Origin of the sequence: Cylindrospermopsis raciborskii Cr2010 (assembly GCF_003367075.2) — a bacterium.
Lineage (GTDB): Bacteria > Cyanobacteriota > Cyanobacteriia > Cyanobacteriales > Nostocaceae > Raphidiopsis > Raphidiopsis raciborskii.
This window is the reverse complement of the sequence record NZ_CP065936.1, coordinates 892017-905020: the sequence shown is the minus strand read 5'-3', so window position 1 is coordinate 905020 and position 13004 is coordinate 892017. Positions and strand designations below refer to the sequence as shown.

Below are 13004 nucleotides of genomic sequence, written 5' to 3'. Positions count from 1 at the left end.
GCTCATGCAGTTTTCATAGCGATCGCGATCGCATTTTCCAATTCTTCCTGTGGTAAACTAGTAACCACAAACACTTCCTGTACGGTTTTACCCTGGCGTGCAATTACCTTATAACCACCGCGAATTGGTACGGAGACACGCAACTGCATTTTAGGAGCGTGTCCTTTAACTCTGCCAATTACTGCTGGCGTTACAGTAGTAATGCCATGTTGTTGACATAAACGTTCTAAAATAGGAATAAGTCCGGGAATATGGGTAGAATGATTCCAAACAAGTCTACCATCTGTTAGTTTACTCATATTAGCTAAGCTGCTTCCAGGGGGGCCATAGTCAATCCAGCGCGACGCAGCTGTTGGTGGTATAATTCCGCTTGTTCTTGAGGTCCTACCCAAACAATAGCTTGTCCCTCATAGTGTACCTGGTTAGTTAGCTCCCAAGCTTGTTCAGTGGTCATTCCCGGAATATACTTCATTAAAGATTTAGCCACATGCTCAAATGTATTAAAATCATCATTTAACACAATGACCTTATAATTGGGATAGGGTTTGCGAACTACTTGAGTTCCCTGGTCAGGGGTGACAGTGGGAGCTGAGGCCATTGCATAAACGGGAGATGGTCTTGTTTTCATAAATCAAAAACCTACGGTTGAAAAAAACACTTCAACTCTCCAGTGTAATTCAATGTTGGGAAACAGGTTGAGCTGAGGATTTTGGCCGTCCACTGGAGAGGAATAATTATAGATAGGGAAATCATGAACAGCAAAAACTCCACTTTTTCCGGACTAACATTAAAAAGCCTAGTTCTATTGTCATCTTTATTGATATATAACAGTTTGACTATTGGAGGGTTTGAATTGTCTGCAAATGCTCAGGTACTGTCAAGTGCGGAAAGGGAAGAACTAAGTAGACTTAGGACAGAAACTAAGATTCAGAAGCAACTACAGTCGTATTTGAGTATTTGGTTGACATTGCTCAGTTTGTTTGCGGTGGGTTTAATAGCCACTCTATGGGTTTTAAGAAAGGCCATAATTAGGGATATTGTTGGACGAGCAATGAGACAAATTGGGAGTATAGAAAACTTGCAGACGGAGCTAATTGCTGCTAATCAAAAGACAACTGGTTTGATTGAGTATTCACAAGATTTAGCCTTAGAGTTGGAACAAAAGGTGAATCACCTGAAAACGACTATTGAGGGTGAGGGAGGGAAATTATCCGTACTTTTATCTGATTTGCCCAAGTCGAAGCAGGAATTTTTAACTGCGTTGGAAAGGGAAGTAACAGCTGCGCAGGAGAATATTAGTAGCTTAGAATTTAAGCTGAATACTCAATTGGAGCAAGTGACTCTTGCTGCGCAACAGCAAAGGGTAACTATTGAAAATATTAAAAAACTAGAATCGGAGCTATTTGCCCAGTTTTCGGAAATAAAATTATCTATAGAAAATCATCGAGATACTGCTGCTAGTGATATTAGTAATTGTCGTTCTCAGTTAGTTGAGCAGTTTGAGATTTTGGCACTGGAAACTCTAGAAAACAAAACCCAGGTTGTGGAAGCTATCACCAAAAATGCGTCGGAATTTACTGGTAATTTGTCCCAGTTACAAACCAATGCTCAAGAACAAATAAATAGCTTTACTGGTAATTTGTCCCAGTTACAAACCAATGCTCAAGAACAAATAAATAGCTTTACTGGTAATTTGTCCCAGTTACAAACCAATGCTCAAGAACAAATAAATAGCTTTATTGGTAATTTGTCCCAGTTACAAACCAATGCTCAGCAGAAGATGGATGTCTTTACATCTAGTTTATCAGATATAAATCAAGCCAGTAAATTACAATTATCGGATTTACAAACTGATGCTCAAAAACAAAAAGACGATATTTGCAACGATTTGGCAAAATCACAGTCCGAATTTTCTCACTACTTGCTACAGCTAAAGAACACCACTGAAAGTCGCCAAGGAGAAATAATTGATAATTGGCAAAAATCTGTTGATGAGGTTGAACAGATGCTTTTTAACCTTCACAATGATGTAGAGGAACAAAAAACTAATATATTAGAAAATCTAAAAGCTTTGGGCTTAGAGTTCCAGAAGCAAATTGGGGATTTACACAACTCTACTGAACAACGTCAGCGCAAATTCTTTCAAACCTCCCAACATTCCGTTGACCAGTTCATATCAGAGTTTACCTCTGAACTATCAGTTATGAAATCACACATGAAAAATGATCTTGATCATCAAAAAACAACCTTGATAGCACGACTAGCAAAACTAGAAAAGTTAGAGGCTCAATTTGTTGATAAACTAGAAAAATTGCAACTAGATGCGGAAAATCGCCAGTATGAAACCTTAAAAGAATTATCACAAATGACTCCCCAAACTCCCGTAAAGGAACAACAGCTATCACCACCGGGGACTGACACCAATACTATTGATGTTAATAATATTACTGATATTAATATCAATGTTGATAATCCTGATAATTTTGATCATCGGATTCAAGAAGCAGAAGAGCTGCTTTCACAAAACCGTTATGAAGATGCTTTGTCAATTTATGAAAAAATCACCAATATTCAACCCAACCAGGGAGAACATTGGTTAAAACGTGGTTTTATCCTCAATAAACTCAAAAGACATAAAGAAGCAATTGGAGCATACAATCAGGTAATTAGAATTAACCCAGCACACTACCAAGCATGGTTTGACATTGGTATTACCTGTGGTAAACTAGGTAAACATCAAGAAGCTTTCAATTGTTTTAATAAAGCCACAGAAATCAAACCGGAAGAGAGTGTTGCTTGGTTGAATCGTGGTTTATCCCTGGTGGAATTAGAAAATTACGAAGAGGCCATATTTTCCTTTGATAAAGCACTAGAAATCCAACCCAGTTCCTTTAAAATTTGGGATAAAAGAGGTTATACATTAGTCAGATTAGGAAAAGACGAGGAAGCAATTACTAACTTTAATAAAGCCCTAGAAATCAACCCAGACTACGGTAGCGCCTTATATAACAAAGCAGCTTGTTATGCACTACAAAAGAATGTAGAATTAGCCTTGATCAATTTGCAACAAGCTATAAAAAACAAACCTAGTTATAGGGAAGACGCTGCAGGTGATATAGACTTTGATGACATCAACCATGACCCCAGATTTCAACAATTAATTCATGGTGATTAAACCCGGAAAATCCCTCCTATCTCCAATCTTCCCAACTTTGATTAAAAATGGAAGTATCAGGAAAAGCAGTTGGATTTCCGTTCTGGTCAAGAATTTTCCTGAGCATCTGTAACTTAGGTTCGAATCTCGGTAAATTATCAACCAACTCATAGGGAAATATATTTTTCCTCAGTGCAAAACTCGCTACAGTCCCAGCAGCAGCACCGGAAGACCATTCAAAAGAATGGACTCGATAAGCAGCAGCAGCGATGTGACTAGTAGCAATGCTTTTACCCCCAACTATTAAATTATCAATTTTTTGGGGGATCATTGCTCGCAGTGCAATTTGAAAAGGATAAGCATAACCAGCACCCCTTCTTTCTCCAGGACGTTCTATATTACTTGGTGCTTCTGGTGGACTTTTATCCATACAAGGATGAAAATCTATAGCATAATGTCCGATACCTACTGCATCTGGAAAAATTGTGGAGCGACTACGATTTACTATCCTATCTGATGGTAGTTTACCTGTAATTACAGAAGTTGCTTCTAATCCTGCAAGGGTTGCTTTCAACTGACGATACATAGCTGGTGACAGGGTTTTGCGGTAATATTCATCATTATAATTGCGACGAGAAATATCCACTTCCCAAATACTAAACCCTTGGGGTTGTCCCCAACTAGGACGACCAATAATTCTTCTTCCCTCCCTCATATAAGGATATTTTGATAACCCATGTTCAGTTCCCATGGGTGAGTTCAAACCAGTTAATAAAATGTGATTTGGTTGGGGTTGTTTGATGTTTTCACCCAGTAAACTATCCGTATTTCCCGCTACTAGCCAGTAATAATAGGCAAGGGCGTTTTCTTCTCCTTTGCGGAGAGTTTCCGTTCTCATTCCTCCCATCCATCCACCTGGATTCAATTGACCTGTGGATTGTAACTGTTGGCGAGTATAAATTAAATTATCCTGGGCTGTTCCTGGACGGTAGTCATTACCCCAAGTCCAGTTCTGCATGGATATATCTCCAGGAGTGGGAGTGGTAAAATTAATTCCCCCAAATCTACTCCATGGACCTGTTTGGGGACTCCAAATACGACGATAGGTGAAAACTAAATCAAAGTTGGCCAGTCTGGGTAGTTCATAGCTAAAATAGGGAGCATATTGGGGATAAAATGCTGGCATGGTTTGGTTTTGTGGCTCTTTTGTGGCCTCCATGGCAAAGGTATAGGTAAAACCTTGGGTACAATAGGGATCCCCTGTGGTACTGGAAGATGAAGGTTCCAGATAGGAAATGGGATCTACTCCCAGACGATAGGGTACATCTGCTAGAGCAATAATTTCCCCAGTTTCAGTAGTATCTATAATATACCATTGTTTGGTTTTTGGTGATGTTTTGGCAACAAAACGAATGATGGTTTTATCCAAGCGGGATGAGTTTTTATAACTGTAAGAATCCTCTATGGTCTCAGATAGGGGGAAGGTGTTCAGAGGTGGTGCATTTTTCGCTGGTTGATGTTGAATTGCGATCGCACTGTTAATGATCTTACCATTTTGAGAAATCTCTAGATCTTTAACCACGGTATTGGGAAAAAAGTGTAATTTTCCTCTTCCTTTGTTTTGTGCGTCTTGCAACATTTGGTAAAGAATCCGATGACCATCCCCGGGGAGAAAACAAGAGTCGCTTACCCAACAGTCACCGGGGTTAATTGTCCCATATTTTTTTGCAATTCGGTCTCTTAATTCTAAATATCCGCGAGAGTAAAATCTTTTGATCCGTTGGGTTGGTCTTTCATCTAGCGCTGATGTACCCTGGGCGGAAATTTGTCCCCCTAACCAGTCAGTTATTTCGGTTAAACAAACTGTGTTCCCTGCTAGTAAACTTTCGTAAGCTGTGGCAATTCCTGAAAGTCCACCACCTACAATGAGAATTTCACAGTTGACGATTTTGCCTGGATTTCGCGGTGGGTTTGCCAGGACGGAACTGGGCGAAAAGACTATGGTGAGTGTAACAACACCTGTTAGTATTTGATTGGCTTTTTTCTGTTTACTTTTCATGCAATTCGCTTTATAACCTACTTAACTGTTTTGGCTTTATAGCCCGAAAATGAGTCAAAACGCCTACTCTCACTTTTACCCACCGTTCTGACTAAAGCTATAATAGCAAAAGGATTTATCTTCTATATAGATTTTCCTCGGTTGGGGTTGAGAAAACCCAAAAAACCCACGGGATTGCCTGGTCAAATTATTTATATATGTATATATAGGGGTAAATAATAAGAAAAAATTATGTTTATAGGGGGTTGAGATAAGTTTTTCTGTGGTCGAAGGGGTAAAAATGTGGTACTATGAAAGTTGAGTATAATGGAGTGTGAGCATTTGCAAAAAAAGTGGACAGATTTTCATTATCAGGGTATCACGTCCAAAGGTCAATAGTCAACCCCCACCATGGGAAAAAAATGGGCGCCTAGATTCCTCGCTTGAAATTAATTGCGATCGCTATTTTATGGACTTCCGGTGTAATTACCAAAGATGGGAAAAATTCTGCTGTGATAGAATATCAATCGCGAATATCAAATACTAGTGAGTGGAATTAAATATAATACAATGTAGGTTGGGTTGAAGTATGAAACCCAACACCCGCATGGATAACCCATACTACAAATAATTGTACCTCCCTACAAGCGATCGCGAATATCAAATACTAGTGAGTGGAATTAAATATAAGACAATGTAGGTTGGGTTGAAGTATGAAACCCAACACCCGCATGGATAACCCATACTACAAATAATTGTACCTCCCTACAAGCGATCGCGAATATCAAATACTAGTGAGTGGAATTAAATATAAGACAATGTAGGTTGGGTTGAAGTATGAAACCCAACATCCCCAACCCATCCTACAAATAATTGTGCCTCCCTACAAGCGATCGCGAATATCAAATACTAGTGAGTGGAATTAAATATAAGAAAATGTAGGTTGGGTTGAAGTATGAAACCCAACATCCCCAACCCATCCTACAAATAATTGTGCCTCCCTACAAGCGATCGCGAATATCAAATACTAGTGAGTGGAATTAAATATAAGAAAATGTAGGTTGGGTTGAAGTATGAAACCCAACACCCCCAACCTATCCTATAAATAATTGTACCTACCTACAAGCGATCGCGAATATCAAATACTAGTGAGTGGAATTAAATATAAGAAAATGTAGGTTGGGTTGAAGTATGAAACCCAACACCCCCAACCTATCCTATAAATAATTGTACCTACCTACAAGCGATCGCTCTTTAGCAAATAGGGGAATATCAAATATTAGTAGTACAGTTTAATTATGGGAACTCTTATAGTTGACTAGTTTATGTCCTAATCTTGATGGCTACAGCTATATATGATTGAGTGATGATAAGTGATGATTTTTGTATTAACCAATCCTGATTCAGAATCGATAAAAATACCCCTAATTAGTTTCTATGTAGGTAGAGACCTTTTAGAGGTATTTTGAAGTCATTAATGTTTTTTGCAAGCAAGGGGGAATGCAACTGAGAAATTTGATAATTGATTAACTGCAATTGTTAAAACAACCCAGCTCTGACTAGAGTATTCCCTACGAATAGACCTTAGTTATATCTCATGTAGAAGATATAACGTTTTCCCCCCTGTCTCATCTATCCTAAGATATAGTTAATATCTACCCTAGGATATATTGACTAATTTATCATATATATGATAGAGGAAGATTGATTTACAGACTAATAGCTCATTCTAAATAATTAGGAAAAGGTTATATTAGGTTAATTGCTAATTCCTCGCTACTATAAAGTAAGCAAAGTAAGTAATATTGATTAAGCGTAATTTACTATGAATGGTTTACCTCGTCGTTATCACATTACCACATTCGGTTGCCAAATGAATAAAGCTGACTCAGAGCGCATGGCTGGTATACTGGAAGATATGGGCTTTGAATGGTCAGAAAATCCTCAGAATGCTAATCTGATTGTCTACAATACTTGCACTATTCGGGACAATGCAGAACAAAAGGTTTACTCTTATTTGGGTAGACAGGCTAAACGTAAACACCAAGAACCGGATTTGACTCTGGTTGTTGCTGGCTGTGTGGCACAACAAGAAGGCCAGGCTTTGTTGCGACGAGTGCCAGAATTAGATTTGGTTATGGGTCCCCAATATGCTAACCGCTTGAAGGATTTATTGGATTCGGTTTTTGCGGGTAATCAAGTAGTAGCTACAGAAGAGGTACACATATTAGAGGATATTACCCAGCCCCGTCGTGATAGTCGGGTAACTGCTTGGGTGAACGTAATTTACGGTTGTAATGAACGTTGTACCTATTGTGTAGTCCCTAATGTCCGGGGTGTGGAACAGTCTCGTACCCCTGAAGCTATTCGTGGAGAAATGGAAATTCTGGGTCAACAGGGTTATCGGGAAATCACTCTTTTGGGTCAAAATATTGATGCTTATGGCAGAGATTTACCCGGTTCAACCGCTGAAGGTCGCCATCTGCACACCTTTACCGATTTACTCTATTATGTCCACGATGTGCCGGGTATTGAAAGAATTAGATTCGCTACTAGTCATCCTCGCTACTTTACAGAAAGGCTGATCAAAGCATGTGCAGAGCTACCCAAAATTTGTGAACACTTTCATATTCCCTTCCAGTCCGGGGATAATGAAATATTGAAGGCCATGTCCCGAGGTTATACTCAAGAGAAATATCGGCGGATCATTAACACAATTCGTAGCTATATGCCAGATGCTTCTATCAGCGCAGATGCTATTGTGGGATTTCCCGGAGAAACAGAAATACAGTTTGAAAATACTCTACAATTGGTTGATGACATTGGATTTGACCATTTAAATACTGCTGCTTACTCACCCCGTCCCGGTACTCCAGCAGCACTGTGGGATAATCAGTTGAGTGAAGAAATCAAGAGCGATCGCCTGCAAAGATTGAATCACTTAGTTAATGTGAAAGCAGCACAGCGATCGCAGCGTTACCTAGGGAGAATGGAGGAAGTATTGGTAGAAGATCAAAATCCCAAGGATCAATCCCAGGTCATGGGTAGAACCAGGGGAAACCGTCTGGCCTTCTTTCAGGGGGATATCAATCAACTGAGAGGAAAAATGGTCAGGGTACAAATTCAGGAGGTTCGCGCTTTTAGTTTAAGTGGTGAACTGGTGGAGTAAGATCTTCATAGGTCAAACTATCTATATTCTCAAATCTTTGCCTGCTTTTTGCCTATAATCTACAATGGGCAAATCTTGACATTTATTTATTCAGACCGAAAAAAGAACTTACTATGCGAACTCACTATTGCGGAGAACCTCGAAAACATCATATTGGAGAAAATGTAATATTATATGGTTGGGTAGACCGTCACCGCGATCATGGAGGTGTAATTTTCCTAGACCTGCGCGATCGCTCTGGTATTGTGCAAGTTGTAAGCGATCCACAGCGCACTCCAGAATCTTATCAAATAGCCAATAGCATACGCAACGAATACGTCCTCAAAATCACTGGTAGAGTGACGGAGCGTCCAGCTGAATCCCTGAATCCCCGTTTGCTCACGGGTGAAGTAGAAGTATACGCAGATCATATAGAACTACTCAATTCCGTTAGTAAGAATTTACCTTTTCAGGTTTCCAGTGGGGAGACGGAGAATGTGAGGGAGGACGTGCGGTTAAAATATCGTTATTTGGACTTACGACGGGAAAGGATGGCTAAGAACATACAACTGCGCCATCAAGTGGTCAAAGCCATGCGTCGTTATTTAGAAGACCAGGAGGGTTTTATAGAAATAGAAACTCCTGTTTTGACCCGTTCTACTCCTGAAGGTGCTCGGGACTATATCCTTCCTAGTCGGGTTAATGAAGGTCAATGGTTTGCCCTACCCCAATCCCCGCAGTTGTTCAAACAAATATTAATGGTGTCGGGGATGGATAGGTACTATCAAATTGCTCGCTGTTTTCGGGATGAGGATTTGCGTGCAGATCGACAACCGGAGTTTACCCAACTGGATATGGAAATGAGTTTCATGTCAGAAGAGGAAATTATCCAGCTGAACGAAAAATTAGTTTGTCACATTTTCAAAACCGTTCAAGATATTGACTTACCCCATCCCTTCCCCCGGTTAAGATATCAGGATGCCATGAATAAGTATGGTACGGACAAACCAGATACCCGCTATGGTTTGGAACTAGTAGATGTTTCTGACGTAGTCCAAGATTGTGGTTTCAAGGTGTTCAGGGATGTGGTTGCTGGGGGGGGTATGGTGAAAATCTTACCTATTCCCCATGGGAATGATGCCATCTCCAACGTACGGATTAAACCCGGTGGAGACATTTTTCGGGAAGCAGCAGAAGCTGGTGCAAAAGGTTTAGCATATATTCGGGTTAGGGACAATGGGGAAATTGACACTATTGGTGCAATTAAGGACAATTTAACGGCAGCACAAAAACAAGAAATTTTAACTAGAACTGCTGCAAAAGAGGGACACTTGTTACTTTTTGCTGCTGCTGATGCTTCTGTTGTTAATAAGACTTTAGATAGATTGCGTCAGTTTATTGCTAGGGAGTTTAACTTAATTCCCCCTGGGAAGATCAACTTCCTCTGGATTACGGAATTTCCTATGTTTGAATGGAATGCTAACGAAAAAAGATTAGAAGCTTTACATCATCCATTTACCGCTCCTCACCCGGATGATTTACATGATTTGAAGACTGCTCGCGCTCAAGCCTATGATTTAGTGTTGAATGGATTTGAAGTAGGTGGAGGAAGTTTAAGGATTTATCAACGAGAAGTACAAGCGCGAGTATTTGAGACTATTGGGCTTAGTTCAGAGGAAGCACGAAACAAATTTGGTTTTCTTTTAGAAGCTTTTGAGTATGGCACACCTCCCCATGGTGGAATCGCTTATGGGGTGGATAGACTAGTTATGTTACTAGCTCAGGAAGAGTCCATTCGTGATGTGATCGCTTTTCCTAAAACCCAACAAGCTCGCTGTTTATTGACTGATGCACCTGCAACGGTAGAGATTAAGCAGTTAAAAGAACTTCATGTGAATTCCACTGTAAAACCTAAAGAAAGTAGCCTTTGACCTATTATTTAAACATGGGTAGAAAAAGGCTGTAAACCCACAGCCTTTGGCTATGTTAAGATGCCCACTAATACTTTCATGAGTATTTCCAAATCCATAGGGACGCGATATAGCATTAGATCTTGGGTAACCAGTTTGCTCTCAGGTTGAAAACTGCCAAATTGCCAAATTTCTCCTGTGGTTACTGCTCCGTACAATATAGGTTCAGTCCTCCATATCCATTCATTTAGAGCAATTAGCTCCACAGCAAGTTGGGTAAAACCTCTAGTTAAATCCGCTTGTTTGGCTTCCACAACCAATATTTGGTGTTCAGATTTTAGGTAGTAATCTAAATCTCCCCGCAAAAATTGGTTGATTTCTATAGGGTATTCTATATTAATGCTGGATCGGGTAATGTGGGCAATTTCTAATAAAATCGGGGCTATTAAAACCTCTCTTCTAGCTGCTTCGCTAGTGAGATTGACTATTTGAATTGCTTCTTCTAATCTCTGTTTTAAATCCTCCAATCTAGTAATCTCATTCTTACTCGTTGGTAGGTCAATCCTACTCTTAATTAAATTTGCACCTAATTCTCTTAAAATGTCACCAGGGGCAAATTTTAAATCAAAGTATTTCCGAAAGGTATAGGTTTCACCGACTTTGAGAATTGATGGACGTTGTATATTATCCATAAAACTACTAAACCGTTATGTTTCTATTACCTCATAAGCACTCAGTAGCTTGTAAACGGGTTTATATAATGCGGATGAAAGGACTTGAACCTTCACTCCTGTCGGAACTAGAACCTAAATCTAGCGCGTCTGCCAATTCCGCCACATCCGCATTAGTATCTAATACTATCATAGCAACTTTTCCTTGGCAAGAGGGATCTGCTATTTTTTTTCTTTTTGATCAAATTTCTCCATCAATCCCTATAGCCACACGGGGTAGACGATGTTTGAACCCACAAATGATTTCCCAGGAAATAGTGTTCAATTGATTTGCCCAATCATCCGCTGTGATGTTCTCTTCTCCCTGTTCCCCTAATAGGGTGACTATTTCCCCTTCCTCTACTTCCACCAGGGAACTAATATCTATCATCAGTTGATCCATAGTAATCATACCAATCTGCTTAACTCTTTGACCCTGCACCAATACATCCATTTGGTTAGAAAGACTTCTGGGCACTCCATCAGCATAACCAATACCAACTACTCCAATTCGCATTTCTCTAGGAGCAATAAATTTATGCCCATAACTTACCCCTGTTCCTTCACTAATTGTTTTTATATGTGTGATTCTCGCTTTTACCTGTAGTGCGGGACGCAGTTGCAAATGATTTCTCTGGTGAGCAGCTGGATAAAGTCCATAAATGGCTAGTCCCGCACGCACCATGTCATAGTGTAATTCTTTGTTCCCTAGGGTAGCAGCAGAATTGGCTAGGTGTAAACTTGGTATTTTTATGCCCATTGCCCTAATTTGAGCGATCGCCTGTTGGAATCTTGCATGCTGTTGTTCCATAATTGTGGTATCAGGACTATCCGCTGTAGCAAAGTGAGAATAAACACTAGCAATATGTAACCGAGGCAGTCCTTGCACCAACTGAGCAAATTGACCCGCTTGTTGCCAGTCAGCACCTAGTCTTGACATTCCTGTATCTAACTTAATATGAACTGGCAATTCATAATTATAGTCAATAGAATTTAATAAATCAGAAAATATTAAAGCTTGTCCTGGACTACATAAAGTAGGTTCCAGTTGCCAAGAGGTGATAGCATGAATTTGTTCTGGTGTATGGGTAGCACCCAAAATCAGGATTGGGGCCCTAATTCCAGCCTCCCGCAATTGAATACCCTCGGTAACTGTAGCTACTCCTAGCCAGGTGGCCCCCGCAGCTAAAACAGTTGTAGCTACAGTAACAGCACCGTGTCCGTAGGCATCCGCCTTGACTACAGCCATCAATTGGCTTCCTGGGGATAAAAACCCTACTAACTGCTTCACATTATTAGACAAGGCTCCTAAATCAATTTCTACCCAGGCACGTTGTGAAAACCAAGCGTAAGTATCTTGCACAATAAGCATTTTCATGTAATCTCCCTGTTTTGAAAGTGGGGAGATGTAAAATTCTCACCCCTATTTAACTACCATTTTTAACCTTTGGGCTGTCTCATCTGTCTAAAAAGGTATATTTGTGTTAGAATGTTCAAAACTAATACCTTGAGCTAAAATCAATGGGGAAGGTTTTAGTCCTAAACGCCTCCTACGAACCGCTCAACATTACCACTTGGCGACGTGCCATCGTTTTGTTGATTAAAGGCAAAGCAGAACATGTGGAACACAATGGCAAATTCCTCTGTTCCGATTTTCCACTGCCAACCGTAATTCGGTTGCGTCATTATGTCCGCGTTCCATACAAAGAAATCCCACTTACACGTCGAAACATTTTTCACCGTGATAGTCACACTTGTCAATACTGTGGCTGTACCGGTGATGATCTGACATTGGACCATGTAATACCCCGATCTCGTGGTGGAGGTGACACTTGGGAGAATATTGTTACTGCTTGTGTACGTTGCAACGTCAAAAAAGGCTGTCGCACCCCCCAAGAAGCCCGGATGCCATTACGGTATCCGCCGCGCCAACCTCATAGTAGTCTCTACTTTGAGGTAACGAAACATCTGAAAAGTGGACTTCATCAGGAGTGGCAAAAATATGTTATAGGACTTTAACCAATTAACTGGGAATGGGGATGTT

Annotated in this window: 9 protein-coding genes and 1 tRNA gene; 4 read left to right on the top strand and 6 right to left on the bottom strand. The window is 40.2% G+C overall.

Going from position 1 to position 13004, the window contains the following annotated elements:
* Positions 1 to 2 precede the first annotated feature (2 nt).
* Both C6N34_RS04145 and clpS read right to left on the bottom strand, forming a co-directional pair.
* Entirely contained in the window at positions 3 to 299 is a 297-nt protein-coding gene (locus C6N34_RS04145; protein WP_006278795.1) for a DUF2103 domain-containing protein, read from the bottom strand.
* 5 nt (positions 300 to 304) lie between these two features.
* A complete protein-coding gene (gene clpS / locus C6N34_RS04140; protein WP_006278794.1) occupies positions 305 to 628 on the bottom strand; it encodes an ATP-dependent Clp protease adapter ClpS in 324 nt (107 codons plus the stop codon).
* Positions 629 to 751: 123 nt separating this feature from the next.
* Here clpS and C6N34_RS04135 point away from each other — a divergent pair, with 123 nt between their 5' ends.
* The gene (locus tag C6N34_RS04135; RefSeq protein WP_236107405.1) at positions 752 to 3175 is read left to right on the top strand and encodes a tetratricopeptide repeat protein; all 2424 of its coding nucleotides are present in this window, start codon (positions 752 to 754) and stop codon (positions 3173 to 3175) included.
* A 16-nt stretch (positions 3176 to 3191) separates the two neighbouring features.
* Here C6N34_RS04135 and C6N34_RS04130 read toward each other — a convergent pair whose 3' ends face one another.
* On the bottom strand, positions 3192 to 5213 hold the full coding sequence (locus tag C6N34_RS04130) for an FAD-dependent oxidoreductase (RefSeq protein WP_181884048.1): 2022 nt from the start codon (positions 5211 to 5213) through the stop codon (positions 3192 to 3194).
* 1804 nt (positions 5214 to 7017) lie between these two features.
* Here C6N34_RS04130 and miaB point away from each other — a divergent pair.
* Entirely contained in the window at positions 7018 to 8361 is a 1344-nt protein-coding gene (gene miaB / locus C6N34_RS04125; protein ID WP_057178550.1) for a tRNA (N6-isopentenyl adenosine(37)-C2)-methylthiotransferase MiaB, read from the top strand.
* Positions 8362 to 8474: 113 nt separating this feature from the next.
* Positions 8475 to 10271 (top strand): aspartate--tRNA ligase, encoded by a 1797-nt coding sequence (aspS, locus tag C6N34_RS04120; protein ID WP_057178551.1) that lies wholly within the window; start codon positions 8475 to 8477, stop codon positions 10269 to 10271.
* Positions 10272 to 10321: 50 nt separating this feature from the next.
* Here aspS and C6N34_RS04115 read toward each other — a convergent pair whose 3' ends face one another.
* The 3 genes from C6N34_RS04115 to alr form a co-directional block, all read right to left on the bottom strand.
* Positions 10322 to 10942 (bottom strand): hypothetical protein, encoded by a 621-nt coding sequence (locus C6N34_RS04115; RefSeq protein WP_006278789.1) that lies wholly within the window; start codon positions 10940 to 10942, stop codon positions 10322 to 10324.
* A 69-nt stretch (positions 10943 to 11011) separates the two neighbouring features.
* A tRNA-Leu gene (locus tag C6N34_RS04110) sits at positions 11012 to 11093 on the bottom strand.
* A gap of 69 nt (positions 11094 to 11162) precedes the next feature.
* Positions 11163 to 12338 (bottom strand): alanine racemase, encoded by a 1176-nt coding sequence (gene alr, locus C6N34_RS04105; protein WP_115539155.1) that lies wholly within the window; start codon positions 12336 to 12338, stop codon positions 11163 to 11165.
* A 143-nt stretch (positions 12339 to 12481) separates the two neighbouring features.
* On the opposite strand from alr, the gene C6N34_RS04100 reads away from it, so the two are divergent.
* Positions 12482 to 12979 carry an HNH endonuclease gene (locus C6N34_RS04100; RefSeq protein WP_040010093.1) on the top strand — a complete coding sequence of 166 codons (498 nt, stop codon included), beginning with the start codon at positions 12482 to 12484 and terminating at the stop codon, positions 12977 to 12979.
* Positions 12980 to 13004 lie beyond the last annotated feature (25 nt).